The organism is Cupriavidus sp. MPR-AND1C, from assembly GCF_058809705.1.
In genome coordinates this window covers 13,093-30,103 of sequence record NZ_JBXASU010000045.1, presented here as the reverse complement: position 1 = coordinate 30,103, position 17,011 = coordinate 13,093, and the positions used below count along the sequence as shown (strand labels likewise).

General features: G+C 63.8%; 13 protein-coding genes. 9 read left to right on the top strand and 4 right to left on the bottom strand.

Annotated elements, in window-relative coordinates:
* The first annotated feature begins 151 nt into the window (after positions 1–151).
* The 4 genes from AC1RWI_RS22635 (at position 152) to AC1RWI_RS22620 (ending at position 6,118) form a co-directional block, all read left to right on the top strand.
* The gene (locus AC1RWI_RS22635) at positions 152–1,714 is read left to right on the top strand and encodes a class I adenylate-forming enzyme family protein (protein WP_492868887.1); all 1,563 of its coding nucleotides are present in this window, start codon (positions 152–154) and stop codon (positions 1,712–1,714) included.
* A gap of 658 nt (positions 1,715–2,372) precedes the next feature.
* Positions 2,373–3,974, top strand: coding sequence for a methyl-accepting chemotaxis protein (locus AC1RWI_RS22630; protein WP_492868885.1), 1,602 nt, complete (start codon positions 2,373–2,375; stop codon positions 3,972–3,974).
* A gap of 6 nt (positions 3,975–3,980) precedes the next feature.
* Positions 3,981–4,184 (top strand): H-NS family nucleoid-associated regulatory protein, encoded by a 204-nt coding sequence (locus tag AC1RWI_RS22625; RefSeq protein ID WP_492868883.1) that lies wholly within the window; start codon positions 3,981–3,983, stop codon positions 4,182–4,184.
* Positions 4,181–6,118, top strand: coding sequence for an EAL domain-containing protein (locus AC1RWI_RS22620; protein WP_492868881.1), 1,938 nt, complete (start codon positions 4,181–4,183; stop codon positions 6,116–6,118). The genes AC1RWI_RS22625 and AC1RWI_RS22620 overlap by 4 nt, the downstream gene beginning before the upstream one ends.
* Positions 6,119–6,238: 120 nt before the next feature.
* Here the strand turns inward: AC1RWI_RS22620 and AC1RWI_RS22615 are convergent, their stop codons facing one another.
* The gene (locus AC1RWI_RS22615; RefSeq protein WP_492868879.1) at positions 6,239–6,565 is read right to left on the bottom strand and encodes a DUF4382 domain-containing protein; all 327 of its coding nucleotides are present in this window, start codon (positions 6,563–6,565) and stop codon (positions 6,239–6,241) included.
* 114 nt (positions 6,566–6,679) lie between these two features.
* On the opposite strand from AC1RWI_RS22615, the gene AC1RWI_RS22610 reads away from it, so the two are divergent.
* From AC1RWI_RS22610 to AC1RWI_RS22590, 5 genes are all read left to right on the top strand, one after another.
* Positions 6,680–7,093 (top strand): ATP-binding protein, encoded by a 414-nt coding sequence (locus AC1RWI_RS22610; protein WP_330218543.1) that lies wholly within the window; start codon positions 6,680–6,682, stop codon positions 7,091–7,093.
* Positions 7,094–7,617: 524 nt separating this feature from the next.
* On the top strand, positions 7,618–8,058 hold the full coding sequence (locus AC1RWI_RS22605) for a universal stress protein (RefSeq protein WP_043356134.1): 441 nt from the start codon (positions 7,618–7,620) through the stop codon (positions 8,056–8,058).
* 45 nt (positions 8,059–8,103) lie between these two features.
* Entirely contained in the window at positions 8,104–8,859 is a 756-nt protein-coding gene (locus tag AC1RWI_RS22600) for an ABC transporter ATP-binding protein (protein WP_043356132.1), read from the top strand.
* Complete coding sequence (locus AC1RWI_RS22595) at positions 8,853–11,219, top strand: ABC transporter permease (protein WP_492868877.1); 2,367 nt, start codon at positions 8,853–8,855, stop codon at positions 11,217–11,219. The genes AC1RWI_RS22600 and AC1RWI_RS22595 overlap by 7 nt, the downstream gene beginning before the upstream one ends.
* Positions 11,220–11,225: 6 nt before the next feature.
* The gene (locus AC1RWI_RS22590) at positions 11,226–12,413 is read left to right on the top strand and encodes an efflux RND transporter periplasmic adaptor subunit (RefSeq protein ID WP_492868875.1); all 1,188 of its coding nucleotides are present in this window, start codon (positions 11,226–11,228) and stop codon (positions 12,411–12,413) included.
* A 325-nt stretch (positions 12,414–12,738) separates the two neighbouring features.
* Here the strand turns inward: AC1RWI_RS22590 and AC1RWI_RS22585 are convergent, their stop codons facing one another.
* From AC1RWI_RS22585 to AC1RWI_RS22575, 3 genes are all read right to left on the bottom strand, one after another.
* Positions 12,739–12,921 (bottom strand): 2-oxo acid dehydrogenase subunit E2, encoded by a 183-nt coding sequence (locus AC1RWI_RS22585; protein ID WP_492868928.1) that lies wholly within the window; start codon positions 12,919–12,921, stop codon positions 12,739–12,741.
* A 169-nt stretch (positions 12,922–13,090) separates the two neighbouring features.
* Positions 13,091–15,787, bottom strand: a complete 2,697-nt coding sequence (locus AC1RWI_RS22580) for a cation-translocating P-type ATPase (RefSeq protein WP_492868873.1) — start codon at positions 15,785–15,787, stop codon at positions 13,091–13,093.
* A complete protein-coding gene (locus AC1RWI_RS22575; RefSeq protein ID WP_052495129.1) occupies positions 15,784–16,281 on the bottom strand; it encodes a hypothetical protein in 498 nt (165 codons plus the stop codon). The genes AC1RWI_RS22580 and AC1RWI_RS22575 overlap by 4 nt, the downstream gene beginning before the upstream one ends.
* Positions 16,282–17,011: the final 730 nt, after the last annotated feature.

The window sequence follows — 17,011 nt, the reverse complement described above, 5'->3', positions numbered from 1 at the left end:
CCATGCGAAAATCTGTCCCGGCCTGCGGCAATGCCGGCAGGCCCACGGGATGAACGCCGGATGCCCCGGACGTTCAAGACGATAAATTAGCGCGCGAAGGCGGTCCCCCGGACCCGTCGGTCGCGACGCCAAATGGAGACAGGACCTTCCTATGGGCATCACAGAACTTCTGACGCAGCCGATTGGCAACCTTGCTGATTGCGTGCGCCTGCACGCCGCGGAGCGGCCCGGGCATGTCGCGGTCGTCGACAGCCGCGGCTCGCTTACCTATGCCGAATTCGACGCGCTGGCCGACCGCGTCGCCGCCGCCTTGCAACGCGACGGCCTGCAGCCCGGCGCCTCGCTCGCCATCTGCGCGGCAGCGTCCATCGAATACGCCGCCATCCTGATCGGCGGCCTGCGCGCTGGCGTTGCCCTGGTGCCGCTCGCCCCGTCCTCCACGCCGGCAAGCCTGGCTGGCATGGTCGAAGACTCCGACGCCCGGGTGCTCTTTGTCGACGCGGACGTGCTGCGCGAGATCGCGCCGGTGAGGGACAACATCCAGGCCCGCCTCATCGGGCTGGCCGGCGCCCCCGCCGGCCTCGCGTTCGAAGCCTGGCTGGCCCCGCACGGGAGCCGCCCGCAAGCGCATGCCATCGCGCCGCAACAGGTGTTCAACATCATCTACTCCTCGGGCACGACCGGCACGCCCAAGGGCATCGTGCACGCCCACGCCCTGCGCTGGAACCAGATCCGCCGTGTCCAGGAATCCGGCGGCTACGGTCCCGACGCCGTCACGCTGATATCCACGCCGCTGTACTCCAACACCACGCTCGTGAGCTTCATCCCCACGCTGGCGCTCGGCGGCACCGCCGTGCTGATGCCCAAGTTCGACGCGCAGCGCTATCTGCAACTGGCAGCGCAGTACCGCGTCACGCACAGCATGCTGGTGCCGGTGCAATACCAGCGCCTGATGGCGCGCGCGGACTTCGGTGACTACGACCTGTCGTCGTACCGGATGAAGTTCTCCACCAGCGCGCCGCTTTCCGCCGCGCTGAAGGCAGAAATCCTCAAGCGCTGGCCCGGCGGCCTGGTCGAGTACTACGGCATGACCGAAGGCGGCGGCAGCTGCGTGCTGGCCGCGCACGAGTTCCCCAACAAGCTCCACACCGTGGGCAAGCCCATGGAAGGCCATGACATCCGCCTGATCGACGACGACGGCAAGGAAGTGCCCGTGGGCGAGATCGGCGAAGTCGTTGGCCATTCCAACGCCATCATGGCCGGCTACCACAAGCAACCGGAGAAGACGAGCGCGGCCGAATGGCGCGACGCCACCGGCAAGCTCTTTATCCGCACCGGCGACGTTGGCCGCTTCGACGAAGACGGCTTCCTCACGCTGATGGACCGCAAGAAGGACATGATCATCAGCGGCGGATTCAATATCTATCCCAGCGATCTCGAAGGGATCCTGCAGCAGCATCCGGACGTGCTGGATTGCGCGGTGGTTGGCGTGCCCTCGCAGCGATGGGGCGAAACGCCGGTGGCCTTTGTGGTTCGGCGCGATGGCGCCACGGTGTCCGATGACGCCTTGATGGCCTGGACCAACGAGCAGGTTGGCAAGACGCAGCGGCTTGCCGTGCTGGAACTGGTGGATGTGCTGCCGCGCAGTGCGATCGGGAAGGTGCTCAAGCGGGAACTGCGGGACGGGTTCCGGCCCGGACGGCCGCTGGACTGAGGCGGGGGCGGGGGCGCGTGCTTGGGCGGCGCGCCGCTGTCGCCAGCGATTGCGCTATTTTTGCCGCGCGCCCGCCGCTTAACGGGCGAGCGGATTAGTCCTTCGGCGCTTGTGAGACGTTCGCTGTATCGCTCAGCGATTGGCAGATGCCTGCGAAGAACGGTCATTCACGATCACAGCCAGCACTGAGGGGGGGGGCAAGTGCTGCATCGACCCGCTTCTTGGCCCAGCTACCCATTTCACCTGAATGCGGCGACCTGGCCCAGGCCATTGGTTCGGATCAGCACAGCCAGCTCCACTCAAGGGCGCCTCACGCCAGGCCTGAAACACGGCACCGAACGCATTTTCCAGGCTGCCAGGCGATATTCGCACACAAAAAGCACCGAGTGAGTTGCCTTTAAGGCACTTTCGTCTCCGCCTTCGGCGGACGGCCTTCAGAACGCCTGGCGCCTGACGATAAAGGGGGCGCCAGACACCCTTGGTGTCCACGAAAGAAGGGCGGCCTGAATGTGAAGCCCCTGTGGGGCGCGACGCGGCTGCGGTGGCCTGAAGCCACGGGCGGCCGCCGGTTCCGCTGGCCCTGAAAGGATCAGGGGCAACCAGCCAGCATCAAGCCCCAGGCAAGCGAATGCAAAATCAAGTGGGGAGATTTCCAGGTATGTTGAATTCGTTCAAGAGCGTTCGCATCGGGACGCGGCTGACAGCAGCGTTTTCGATCAATGTGTTTATGCTGCTGGTGATTGCGGTGGTTGCCTTGCAGAAGATGGCCACCATGGACGCCAATACGGAGTTGATCGTATCGGATCTGAACAACAAGATCCTTGAGTTCCATGGACTGAAGGATCGTGCGGCCCACACGGCCATCATGCTCCGTGACCTTGCCCTCGTACAGGATGCCGGGCAAATGGAGAAGAGCATCGCCAAGATCGCGCAGTTGCGTGCCGTCAATGAGGAGAAGATCCGCGGCATGGCGAACATCTTCTACACGGAGAAGGGCAAGGCCCTGTACAAGGATCTTGCCGCGGCCGATGCCAGGTACTGGGCGCGAGTGACAATCGTGATCGACGGCGTGCGCGAAGGCGATTCGGAGAAGGCGCGTGCAGAACTCACCGGCGAACTGTCGACCGCGCAAGCCAGCTACTTTGCACCGCTCGATGCACTGATGGAAGTGGGCAAGGGCGTCAGCGCGAAGGAGTCGGCCGAAGCCACCGAGGCGTACCGCGCGGCGAAGGTCTGGCTGCTTGGGGCGCTGGCGCTCGCCGTGCTTGCTGCGGTGGTGTCCGCTGTGCGCATCACTCGCTCGGTCACGCAACCGGTGGGCGAAGCGGTGAAGGCCGCCAGGGCGTTGGCGCAAGGCGATCTGTCCTATTCCGTCGTGGCCACGTCCGGCGATGAAATTGGCGAGCTCATGCAGGCGCTGGAGCGCGCGTTTACACAACTCCGCAGCCTGATCCTGAATATCCAGGTCGCGTCCGGTTCTGTCGACAGCGCGGCCCACGAGATCGCGCAGGGCAATACCGACCTGTCTCAGCGGACAGAACAGCAGGCGGCCTCGCTGCAGCAGACGGCGGCCTCGATGGAAGAACTGACCTCGACCGTGAACCAGAACGCCGGTAATGCCCGGGCCGCGCGCAGGCAGGCGCAGGACGCCATCGGTGTTGCGGACAACGGCGCCGCAACGGTCAAGGGCGTGGAGGAGGTCATGCAGGGCATCGCGGCGGCGGCCACCAGGATGGCCGACATCATTGGCGCGGTCGAAGGCATTGCCTTCCAGACCAACATCCTGGCGCTGAACGCGGCCGTGGAAGCAGCGCGGGCGGGCGAGCAGGGGCGCGGATTCGCGGTCGTGGCCGGCGAAGTCCGTACGCTGGCGCAGCGTTCGTCCGCGGCCGCCAAGGAAATCCGGGAGCTGATCGCTTCCTCCATGCAGCAGGCCGATGCCGGTACCGGGCGGGTAGCGGAAGCCGGCGCTGCCATGGACCGCATCGTTGCGTCGGTACGGCAGGTGACGACCCTGATCGAGGAAATTGCGGAGGCGAGTGAAGAGCAGTCGACCGGCATTGAACAGGTCAACCAGGCCGTCGCCCAGATGGATCAGGTGACGCAGCAGAATGCGGCGCTGGTGGAGCAGGCCGCTGCCGCCGCCGAGAGCCTGCGGGAACAGGCTTCCCGCCTGGTCGCCGATGCAGGCACCTTCCGTGTTGAGGCCGGGGCGCCGGCCGGCGCTGAACAGAAGATGCGTGTGCTGATGTCACAGTAGCATCTCATGCCCAAGGACGTTGCCAGGAAACGCCGAGGCCGCCACGTCGCCGCAACGGCGAAGGCGAAATCCGAACGCTTGCCTGCCCGGTATCGGGGCCCCAAGACCGGCAAGACGTGCTCGGGCCGCGGTCGTGCGCCGACGTGGGAGCCGTTTGCCGCCGAGGCCCCGGCGCAGTCTTTGGCTACGATATCCGGGAGTCGGCAATGAACGAATGGGGTGCGCACGAGGTTCCCGCATACGGTGTGAGGGCGGCTTCCTTGCTGGCTGACGTGAAGGAAGCGGTGATGTTGGTGGCACCAAGGTTCGTTGACCATCTCTACGCGACCTTGTATCGGGAGGACGGGCCGGCCACGATACTGAGTCGCTTTGATGAGACCGAGCTTGCAGCCCTGAGGATGTCGCAGGTCGCGTATTTGCAGTCTTGGCTGGAACCCGGGCTGAGTGAGTCCGAACACCAGGCCAGGGCCCGGCAATGCGGAGAGCTGCTGGCCATGTTGGCGGTGGAATGCGGCTGGGTTGTCCGGGCCATGCGCGAGTACGCTAGCGCCCTGACAGCGCAGGTGCGGGGATTGCACCTGGACCGCAATACCTGCGATGCGCTCAGGCACGTGGTAACCGAGCGCGCCAATGCTGAAATCCACTTCAGCTTACTGGGCGCGAACGTGCTACAGCAAGAGCGGCAACTGCTTATGGGAAAGTTGTTGCAGAGGCTTTCCCATGTTGCCAATTACGGAGACCGGGTGCAGGCCGCGCTGGACGGGCTGATGGACCTGAATGGCTTGCGGGCCGCCGCCATCGCCCATCCCGATCCAGAAGGAACCTTCATCTTCGAAAGGATGGCGGGCGACTTCGAGTCCTATCTGGAACGAATGCTGGCAGCGGATGTCGTGCCGCGCGTGCAAGACAGGCCCTCGGTACTCTCTCAGGGCCCGATAGGGCGCTGCTGGCGCACTGGCGCGGTTGCCACGGTGGCCTCCTACGCCACAGAACCACTGGCGGCGCAGTGGAAGGAGGCAGCGCGTTCCTCCGGCTTCGGTTCTGGCGCGTCAATCCCGCTACGGGACGTCGAGGGGCGCATGCTGGGCGTGCTGACGATCTACGGCAGTTATCCTGGCATGTTCGAGACCACGGAAATGCAGACATTTCTCGAACTGACGGTGGGCGTGCTGCTCAGCCAGGCGATTGGCCTGCAGCGGCAGCTAGCCAGCGCAGGGGCTCATCTGCAGGCGAGACAGGTCAGCTACCTGCGCCAGCGCGTCTATGCGGGCGAGGTGACATTCCACGGCCAGCCGATTGTCGACCTGCACTCCCGCAGACCGGTTGCGATCGAGTTCCTTGCACGGCTACACGATCAGCGTGGCAAGACGATCGGGCCGGGCACCTTTCTGCCTTGTTACGGGCGTGACGACCTGATCCGATTGTTCAAGCTCGGGCTCGACTACGCCCTGACCCAGGCGCGCCGATGGGATGACGACGGCCTGTCGGTTGATGTGTCCGTCAACCTGCCCCCCGAATTGCTGATCGAGCCCGCCGGCGCTGACTGGGTGGCCGACGCGCTGCAGCGGCACCGGTTCGATCCGGCGCGACTGAAGTTGGAGCTGCTGGAAGACAGGCCGTACGGAGACAAGGAGCGTCACGATGCTGGCGTGCACGCGCTGGCAGCGCTCGGTGTAGGGCTGGCGATGGATGATCTCGGCTCTGGCTATAGCAGCCTGCTACGATTGAGCTCGTTGCCATTCCATACCGTCAAGATCGACCAGGGCCTTGTACGCGACGCGGGCCGAAATCCGGACAAAATCATTGGCTTTATCGGCTCGCTGATCAACCTGGGCAAAAGCCTTGATCTGACTGTCGTCGTCGAGGGCCTGGAAACAATGGATCTGGTTGAAGCGGCTGCAATTCTTGGGGCCGACGCAGGCCAGGGATATGCACTGGCAAGGCCGATGCCTGTGGACGGTGTCGCAGCCTGGGCCAGGTCATTCACAATGGATATCGATCCTGTGTCCCCCCGCAGCCGTCTTGGGTTGCTGGCATCGCGATGGCGCTGCGAACACACGGCAGCACAGCATGTCGCCGCGCAAGTATTGGGCACATGCGGACGGCGGACGAGCGTCTGCAATTCGTGGCCCGGCAGCCGTTGAAATGTCTGCCGGAGCGCGAAGGCGAACGGCGGGAGATGGCCCTTAACGGAGGGGCGGTGTGCCGGTTGGCTATGATCGTTCACGACCCATCTCCGACACTCGCCAATCCAACCACGAATGTCAGGTTGAATAAACTAAACGGCCATTGAGCTGATGGTCGCGCCCACGGGTACATCGATTGAAGAACGTCGACAGCGGGTCGATCCGTCGTGCCGGGCTGACCGTGACGTCAACCCAGCCAGTGCCGTTGGCGTTGGCGTTGGGATCGGAGTGGACTCGCACTTTGTCGACGGTGACAAAGACATGATCAATGCCGCAGGCGGGCGCGTCGGTCATCGACACGCTCAGGGTGCCGGTATTGCTATTGCTACTGCTGCCGCTGCTCGACGATCCGTCGCCACCACCGCCACCACCGCCACAGGCGGCAAGAGCCAGCGCGCTACTCAATGCGAGCAGCCGCAGTGGAGCAATTGTTTATCTTGTCGAGGCTGTAAGCCAACGCAGCCCCAACTATGGCCGAAGTCGACCTGAGGGCCCTGGTTAAGCAGGTGGTGGCCGAAACTGGCACCGAAGGCGATTAGCAAGAATCAGAGTCTCGAGTTCGAAGCCACCGAATCCTGCAACCCTCCCGGCAGCGAGGCGCTGCTGGCCGTCCTGGCTCGCAACCTGGTCGACAACGCGCTGAGATACAGTCCCCGATTTGCGCGGGTGAGAGTGGGCGTGCAGCAGCACGGTGGGCGAGTTGTCTGCATTGTCGAAGATAGCGGTCCAGGGCTGGCTGACGCCGATTCCCGCAGACTCGGAGAGCGATTCTTCCGGGTTCCCGGTAGCAGCGAGAGCGGCAGCGGGCTCGGCTGGTCAATCGTACGACGCATTGCAGCATTTCACCAGTTGGAGATCGAGGTCAGTCAGTCGGTGGAGTTGGGCGGGCTCGCTGTTCGCGTCAGCGGCCCGGGCGGGCACAAAGCCGTTTGAGAACGCCCGCTGGTCACCCGCAGGCTTTCACGTTGGCTTCGTCTGGGCGTGGCTTCAGTTGCTTAAGATCGGACCGTTGCCTAAATTTATTTCAATTTCCGTAGCTACTTCTAGAATGAGTGGTGGGCTAGGCTGCCGGGATTCGCAAGAGACCTGGCCGGTGTAGCGGCGCGGTCCGAATTTCGGATCGCGATGTGGCCACAATGGTATCTATGGATTCGACGCCTTCTGTCGACATAAAGGCCGGGGGAGATCATGGGCAGCGTCTAACAACCAGGGGGCAGCGATCAAGCCTTTGCAGCAGTTCATCCGGTCGGGGCGAATCGCGGAAGCCGGGCCACGGCAGGCTCATGGCGTCGAAGATCGACCTGCGTCAAGGGCGGGTCCACTGCTGGATGTAGCTAAACTAGTAATCATGGGGCCATTCAGGATGTAGTGCGAAGGCGCTGAATTTTCTATTGGCGCAATTAACGCGCGGCAAGGAATGGAAATCGAAGAACGGACATCGGCAATTGAGGGCGGAAATGCAAAATATCGTGTTGGCTACGGACGGTTCCTCCTACAGTGATGCTGCGGCGCAATGCCTGGCTGACAGACGGCTATTCAAGGACGGCTTCTCCGTCCATGTCGTGCACTGCCTGCCAGACCTTTCGGGCGAGGTGAAGTCCTTTATCAGCAAGAAGGACATTGACGCCTGGCACACGGAAGAAAGCGCCAAGGTCATGCAATCCGTGGCCGCAATCCTGCGTGGCGCAGGGGTGCCGTTTGAAGAGCACAGCTTGGTCGGATTCGCGCCGGAGCGCATTGTGGACTATGCCAGATCCATCAAGGCTGAGGCGATCCTCATGGGCGCCCATGGCCGGGGCGCGTTCCTGGAAGCGATTGTCGGCTCCGTGGCAGGACGTGTGATTGCGCATGCGGAATGCCCGGTTGTACTGGTAAAGGTGCCATCCAAGACAGAATGAGCATGTTTCTCCGGCGGGGCATACGCCCGCGGAGTGGAGAACAGGATGAAGGCCCTTGCCACAAAATCCGCTGGAAGCGATGTGGCGAACGGGCGGGAGGCAGCCCTGTTTCGGCTCCGGCATGTCGGCAAGAGCTATCGCATGGGCGAAATTGAGATTCACGCCCTGGCGGGCGTCGACCTCGATCTGTTCGGCCGCGAGTTCGTGGTGTTGCTCGGCGCGTCGGGCAGCGGAAAATCGACGCTGCTGAATATCCTTGGCGGCCTGGACCGCCCGAGCACCGGCACCGTCGTCTATCGCGATCACGACCTGACCCAGGCCGATGACGAGGGCCTGACCCGCTATCGCCGCGAACATGTCGGCTTCGTCTTCCAGTTCTACAATCTGATCCCCAGCCTGACCGCGCTCGAAAACGTCGCGCTCGTCACGGAAATCGCCATACAACCGATGGATCCGCTGCAAGCACTGGAGATGGTCGGGCTGGCGCCCCGCAAGAATCATTTCCCGGCGCAGCTATCGGGCGGTGAACAGCAGCGCGTGGCGATTGCGCGCGCGATCGCCAAACGGCCTGACATCCTGCTATGCGATGAGCCAACTGGCGCGCTCGATTACAAGACCGGCAAGCTGGTACTGGAAGTGCTTGAACTCGTAAACCGCGAGTTAGGTGCCATTACCGTCGTGATCACGCATAACGCCGCCATTTCGGCCATGGCCGACCGCGTGATCCATATCAGCAGCGGCGCCATCACGGGCATCGAGCGCAATGCGGCACGCGCCAGACCATCGGAACTGTCATGGTGACCGCTTTATGGAAGATGCTGGGGCGCGATCTCTGGCGGCTGCGCGGGCAGGTGATCGCAGCCGCGCTGGTGGTTGCCTGCGGCATCGCTGTCCTGGTGGGGATGTACGGCGCCTGGCAGTCGCTGGCGATCGCCCAAGACCGTTATTACACAGGTCACCGCTTTGCCGATGTGTTCGCGAACGTAAAGCGCGCGCCGCTCGGGATGGTAGACGAGATACGTGCCTTGCCAGGGGTTCGCGGTGTCGAAACGCGAATTGTGCGTGACGTGACTGCCGATGTGCCGGGTTTCAGCGAGCCCGCCACCTTGCGGCTGGTCTCACTTCCCGCCAGCGGCGTACCGGTGGTGAATGCCCTGTTCCTGCTGCGCGGCCATTTCCCGAACCCGGCCAGGGAAGACGAAGTGGTGGCCAGTGCCGTCTTTGCCGCCGCCAACGGCCTGGAGGTCGGTTCCCGCATCACCGCCATACTCAATGGCCGCTCCCGCAATCTGGCTATCGTCGGGATCGGGATGTCCCCTGAGTATGTCTACGAAGTCGGGCAGGGCATGGTCTTCCCGGACAACCGCCGCTTTGGTGTGGTGTGGGTGGGACGCGAGGCAGTTGCGTCCGCTTTTGGCATGGAAGGCGCATTCAATGATATCGCGCTGACGCTCGATGCCGGTGTCACCGCGCGCCAGCTCATCGATCCGCTCGACCGCCTCCTGGCGCGCTATGGCAGCCTGGGCGCCTATGGCAGGGAAGACCAGCTATCCAATCGTTTTTTGTCCGATGAACTGGCAGAGATCGGTATCACCGCCACTTATGTGCCCGTGCTGTTTCTTGCCGTGTCGTCGTTCCTGCTGTACACGCTGCTTAGCCGGCTCGTCACGATGCAGCGTGCCGAGATCGGGCTGCTCAAGGCGTTTGGCTACGGCGGCCGCACGGTTGCCTTTCAGTACCTGCGCTTCGGGCTCGCCACCGTGTCGATTGGTGTTGCAGCCGGGATACCGGCGGGCCTCTACTTCGAGACCTTAATGGTTGACCTATATCGCCAGTATTTTCACTTTCCCAACCTGCAGGCGACCATAAGCCCGCGCGCGCTGATCGTCGCGGTGCTGGCCAGCGTGGCCGCGGCCATCGTCGGGGCTGGTGCCGCGGTGCTGCGCGCCGCCAGGCTGCCCCCCGCCGAGGCCATGCGGCCGGAGCTGCCTGCGGGCTTTCGAGCGAGCCTTCTGGACCGTGCCGGCGTGCTCCGCGCAATGCCAATTCAGTTGCGGCTGATCGTCAGGAACCTGGCTCGCCGGCCCGGCAAGGCCATGCTGTCAACGACCGGGATTGCCCTGGCGGTCGGGCTCATGGTGGTGGGCAGGTTCGGGCTGGACGGCGTCAAGCAGATTCTTGACTTGCAGTTCGGCCAGGTACAGCACGACGACGTTACGTTGTTCTTCAACGAGGCGCAGCCTGCAGCTGCGGCTTTCGATGTTGTACAACTGCCGGGTGTCATGAGGGCCGAAGGTTTCCGCATGACGCCAGTCTGGCTGCGCCATGGCCACCGTGCCAAGCGTGTCGAACTCACGGGCCTTGACGCCGGCGCGGATCTGCGCGAGGTGGTTGGTTATACGGGAGGCCGCCAGCGTGTCAGCTCCGATGGCCTGGTCGTATCTGCCAAACTGGCTGAGACTTTGCACATCGGCATTGGCGATCGGGTTGAGGCGGAGTTGCTGGAGGGGCGCCGGAACGTCATCACGCTGCCTGTGGTCGCCACGGTTGATGACCTGCTTGGCATCAGCGCCTATATAGAGCGGCACGCGCTGTCCCGGCAGTTAGGGGAAAGCCCTGCCATCAGTGGCCTCTATCTGCGCATCGACACGCTCAAGGAGCAACAGTTGTATGCCAGGTTGAAACGCCTGCCCGCAATCAGTTCGGTGATCGTGCGCAGTGCCGTGCTCGAGAGCATCGGCAGCACTCTGGACCGCACCTTCGTGATATCGAGTTTGGTCCTGGCGGGCTTTGCCTCGGTCATCGTAGCTGGGGTCGTCTACAACAATATCCGCATTGCGCTGTCCGAGCGCGGCAATGAGCTCGCTAGCTTGCGGGTTCTCGGCTTTTCGCAGGGAGAAGTCGCGACCATCCTCATCGGAGAGCAGGCATTGCTGACGGCCGCCGCGCTGCCGCTAGGCATCGCCGTGGGCTATGGGCTCTGCGCATTGCTGGTGCCGGTGTTTGACCGGGACGCATTCCGGATGCCGCTTGCGCTGGAGCGGGCAACGCTTTTCTTCGCGATGCTGCCGGCGGCATGCGCTGCGCTGGCCGCTGGCCTTCTGGTCTTGCGGCGCTTGCGGCACCTCGACCTGGTCGCGGTACTGAAGACGCGGGAGTGACACGCGATGCGCCTCTCGGCCAGTAAGACTGCGTTCATTCTTGCCGGGATCCTGCTGCTGGCGGGTTCAGTCTACCTGCTGGTTCCAGCCCCTTCCGAGGTGGACACGGTTCAGGCCACGCGCGGCCCATTGGAGGTCACGACAAGCGAGGAAGGAGAGACTCGCAGCAAGGAGCGCTTTGTCGTTGCGGCGCCAATTGGCGGCCGGCTGATGCGCATCGGCCTGCGCGAAGGCGACGCCGTGAAGGTGGGGCAAGTCGTGGCGGAATTGGCGCCATTGCCGTTGAGTGCCAGGGAGCAGGAAGAGGTGATAGGCAGGGTGGCGGCCGCGCGTGCCGCGCACCGCGAGGCGTTGGAGCGGGTACGTCACGCTGCCGAGGATTATGCGCAGGCGCAACGGGAGCGGCAGCGGATCGAGCGTCTGGTGCGTGAGCATTTTCTGTCGCCTCAGGCGGGCGAGCAGGCAGCCAACCTTGGCATCACCGCCGGCAATGAACTGGCGGCGGCGCAGGCCCGGGCAAACGCGGCCAAGGAGGAGGTTCGGGTCGCCGAGGCCGGCATGCTCGCCTTGCGTGAATACAAGGGCGGCTCCTCTTCGTTGGTGTCAGTCAGAGCGCCCGTTGCCGGAGCTGTTCTGGGCATCCCCGAGCGCAGCGAGCGGATCGTCAGCGCAGGCGCGCCATTGCTTACGATCGGCGATCCCCACGACCTGGAAATCGTCGTCGAGCTGCTATCGACCGAGGCGGTCAAGGTCAGGGCCGGCATGCCGGTGCGCATCGAAGGGTGGGGCGGCGAACAGGAAATAGGCGGAGTCGTGCGGCTGGTCGAACCGCATGCCTTCACCAAGATTTCCGTCCTGGGCATCGAAGAGAAACGCGCCAACGTTATCATCGACGTCATGGCGCCGCCCGCGCAACTGGGCGACGGCTTTCGCTTGATCGCCAAGATTGTCCTGTGGCGGGCGGAGGATGCCCTCAAGATCCCGGTCAGCGCGATCTTTCGATGTGGCACCGCTTCGTGGTGTGTGTTTTCCGTCACCGATGGCCGGGCCTCACGGCGGGAAGTGCGAATCGGGCGTAGAAACGCAGAGGACGCCGAACTGTTAGAACCGCTGCCGCAAGGCACTCGGATCATTCGTTATCCTTCGAGCAGCCTGGCAGATGGCCAGCGGGTAGCGCAGCGCAAACGATCGTAAGGGCGGGCAAGATGATTGGCGTCTTGATGTCATGTTTACCACAGAGCGGCTCGGGAGCGGCCGCAATCAAGCGGCAATAGATCAAATGCAGTGGATTCCAACGGGCTGCATCTGGCGACTATGCAAGGGGTTGTATCTGTCAGCGAGACGCTTCGTTGTCTAAGATCGTCAGCATGATGTGAACCACGCAGCCGGCATTGATACGCACGCAACTTGAAATCACATCACGATCGCTTTTCCGCTTCCCGCAGGGACCGAAGTTCAGTGCGTCTTGGCCACCATTGCCCTGTCCGCGCCAACGGTCCAACGGTTCGACGGTTCCCGTTCACTCGTATCTTCTATGCCGCGCGCACTGTCGAAGCGCTCGACCAAATCCCACTAACGCCACCCGGGGCGGGTAGATGACGCCGAACACCGCCTCCGCGCCCTGGTCGCCGAGGTTGGTCAGGGTGATTGTAGGCATTGCCATCTCGGAGCTTGTCAACGACCAGGCCCGGCAGCGCTTCACCAGGTCGCGCAATCCTCGTTCCTAGCGGTGAGGCGGGCGTACCAGCGCGGCGCTCAGCGGGCATGGACTGGCCTCGTCCGCGCCGGACTCAGCGATCCCAGTGCGAATCGGCTGGCGCGAATCCGCCATAGCGACTCGCAAGGGTTCATATCGTCTTGTTGGCTTTGATCTACCGCAACCGCGATGCGCAAGGGTGCCGAAGCGCACGCGCATCGGCACGAAAACGCGTTGCCCGCCGCCGCCAAGCTTTCTCGATTTCCACCGCAATGCCAGCCACTGACGACGCCCCGAGGCAGATCCCCAAGTCCTGCGGGCCCAAGGGTTCGGTCTTGAAGATCATATTCAATATCGGCACATAGATTGCGGCGATCTGTAGTCCAAAGGTAAGCAGCACCGCCGCGAGCAACGGCAGATTCGAGCGCAAGCCAAGGCGCCATAGCGGGGTTTGTTCAGAGCGAATAGCCAGTACGTGCGCCATCTGCGACAGCGTGAGCACGGTGAATACCATGGTTTGCCAGTGCCGCTGCCCGCCTGCCAGCGCCCAGGCCTGCACCCCCAGGCAAAGGCCCGCAATCAGCAAACCGATACTGACGATGTGCTGCCACATACCGTGCGCGAACAAGCTCTCCGTCGGTGGCCTGGGCGGACGTCGCATGATGCCGGATTCGGCCGGCTCCGCCGCCAGTGCAAGGCCCGGCAGGCCGTCGGTGACAAGGTTAATCCACAATATGTGAATGGGCAGCAGCGGGATGGGTAGCAGGAACAGCGGCGCCAGGGCGATCGTCCATATCTCGCCCGAGTTGCCCGTCATGGCGTAGCGCACGAATTTGCGAATGTTGTCGTAAATACGGCGGCCCTCCCGCACGGCCGCGACGATGGTTGCAAAATTGTCATCAAGCAATACCAGGCTGGACGATTCCCGGGCAACGTCGGTTCCGTTCTTGCCCATGGCCACCCCGATTTCCGCGCGCTTGAGCGCTGGCGCGTCGTTCACGCCGTCGCCGGTCATGGCGACGAACTCCCCACGCGCTTGGAGCGCCTCGACGATGCGGATCTTTTGCGCCGGGTCGACGCGCGCAAACACGCGCGCCCGCGCGACTCGCTCGCGCAAAGCGGTATCGTCGAGCGAGGCGAGATCCACCCCCGTCACGACCTCAGCATCTCGTTCCGGCACGATGCCCAGCCGGTACGCGATGGCCCGCGCTGTGGCGGGGTGGTCACCGGTGATCATTACCGGGGTAATGCCCGCACCGATGCAGTCGCGCACGGCATCTGCAGCCTCCAGTCTCGGCGGGTCGATGAGCGCCAGCAGGCCGAGGAACTGAAGGCGGCATTCGACTTCGGCCAGCGCATTGGCATCAGGGAGGCGCGGATGGTTCCTGCGTGCCAGCGCCAGCACGCGCAGGCCTTGCCCGGCGAGCGTGTTTGCCTGCTCAAGCACATTGGCGCTATCCAGCGGCGCGGGACCGTCCGGCGTCCATCGCGCTTCGCAGCACGGCAGCACCGACTCTGGCGCGCCCTTCGTATAGGCCACGTAGTCGTGTGCGCCTGAGTGGACCGTGGTCATTCTCTTGCGCCCGGAGTCAAACGGCTGCTCTTGGACGCGAGGAAGGGCCTCGTCCATCGCGGCCTTGTCGATACCGCCGGACAGGCCTGCCCGTACCAGTGCCGTTTCGGTCGGATCTCCTTGCCAGTCCCCGGGGGTATCGCCACCGGACTGGCGGGCGTCGTTACACAGAACGGCGGCAAGCAGCGCCTCCCGATGGACGGCGCCCGGCAGCGAATCGCCCGGGACCCATTGGCGCCCGTTGGCCAGCAATAACTCTACTTGCATGCGATTCTGTGTCAGCGTACCGGTCTTGTCGGAACAGATCGTCGTGACGGAGCCTAGGGTCTCCACCGACGGAAGCCGCCTTACCAGCGCGTGCACCGCCGCCATCCTGCGCGCACCAAGCGCAAGCAGCACGGTGACCACGGCGGGTAGGGCTTCCGGGATCGCGGCCACGGCCAGGCTGATCGCCGTGAGCGCCATCGGCAGCAGGCCTTCGCCGCGCAGCACGCCCAGTCCAAAAATCACAAGGCAAATTCCCAACACCGCGATCGACAGTCGCCTGCCGAAGCCTGCCAGGCGGCGCTGCAATGGGGTGCTGCGCTCTGCCGTGTCGAGCAGTCGTGCGACTTTGCCCAACTCGGTGGCCATGCCCGTGGCCATCACGATCCCTGTTCCGCGCCCATGCGTGGCGACCGTTCCCTTGAACGCCATGTTGAGGCGGTCGGCGAGGAACGCGCTGCTGTTGGCCGACATGGCTACGCTTTGCTTGGCGACCGCGACTGACTCTCCCGTTAGCGCTGATTCGTCCACCTGGAGTTGGGCGACTTCGATCAGCCGCAAGTCGGCGGGGATATGGTTTCCGGCTTCGAGCTGGACGATGTCACCCGGCACCAGGACGCTTGCCGGCACCGTCTCCAAATGGCCGCCGCGCAGCACCGTGGCCTGGGCTGCCGCGAGTTGGCGAAGCGCGGCGATGGCGCGATCAGCGCGCCAGGCCTGCGCGATGCCGATGGCGGCGTTGAGCAGCAAGATCATCAGGATGGCGAGCGTGTCGCTCAAGTCGCCGATGACGCCGGAGGCGATCGCGGCCGCCAGCAGCACGATGACCATGAAGTCCTTGCACTGCGCGGCGACCAGCGAAAGCAGTCCGCGCCCAGACGTCTCTTGGAGCGCGTTCGGGCCGTGACGCCCTGCGCGCAGCCGCGCCTCGTCTTCGGACAGGCCTTGAGCGGGATCAACCCCTTGCTCGCGGGCGAGTTCCCTCGCGTCGCGCAAGTGCCAGCCGGAGACGGAGGGCGTGGATGCCGGCTTCACCGACCGCGCCGCGGACACCGCGACTCGCAATAGACCCAGCCGTCTTCCAACTCATTGATGCGCAAGCGGAACAGGTAATTGATTGCGTTACGCCCGACCGTGAATTTGCGAGACTGGCTATCGCCGCGAAACTGGGCACGCACCGTATATGTGGCTGGCGGCAGCTGCATATAGAGCAAGGGCCCGGCGATGACAACGCGCAGACGCCGCTCGCCACGGGTATCCTCGATTGTCACCACGACGTCGGACAGGGCCGCGCCGCCCTTCGCATCGTAGAATCCGAGCCGTACGTTGAAGCGGCCCGCGATGGACCGCATGGCTTTTACCTCGTCCTCCCCGATGCCGCCTGAGACATAAGAGATCCCGTTGATCTGCTGTACCTGGGGGAGAAGGATGTCGGCATCTGGCTGCGCGCCGTGGACGGGCAACGCCGTAATGACGAGCCCGACCAACGCCGCCGCCGCGACGAAGCCAAGGATATGCTTGCCAGCCATGATGGAATCGGTTCGTGGTTATTCGCTAGCACCGACAGGGCGCCGGCATCTCCGCTCCAGTATTATCCGTGGCACGGCGCGCGGCTTGATCCAGCGCAATGCCGCGCGAAACGGGCCCGGCCTCATCGTGGCGTTCATCAAGCAATTGCTGGCGCGGAGCCCGATTGCGTTGTGCATGTTCCGCTGCAGCTACCGCCCCGGCGAGGCTGGCAACACGATCCGCCATCGATCTCACCTGGCGGATCACCTGCACCAATTCGCTGTGTTCGGCTTTGAGTTTCGTGGCTTCTGCCAGGCTCAGCAGCGAGCGCTGCTTGACATTAGCGGTACACGCCCGGGGGCCGGGGCCAGCGGTAAATACGCCCGAAGCGCAAGCGGGCGAGCGCGTCATCCGGCTGAGGCTTGCCGCGACCATGGGCGGCGGCAGGCCAGCATGCACTCGATAGCGCGGGCCGACGGCTCGGCGCTGAGCACGCATTGGGGGAGCCTCGAATGGAGGGGACTTCCGTTCGATGACCTCAGGTACCACCCTGGCTGTTGCGCGTCAACATCACATCCAGTACCTGGAGACGAACCGTTCTTTCGCGTCGGACGTTGATTTGGCTCAAAGGGACTAGGCCCACTGTGCGCATACTGTTTTATGCGCCTGTCGGAGACGGCGCCGATTGCGAGTAGCCTTTTGAATCGGGGGGCCGCCGGCAGCAAGGGCAGGAAGCTAAACGCAGGCGAA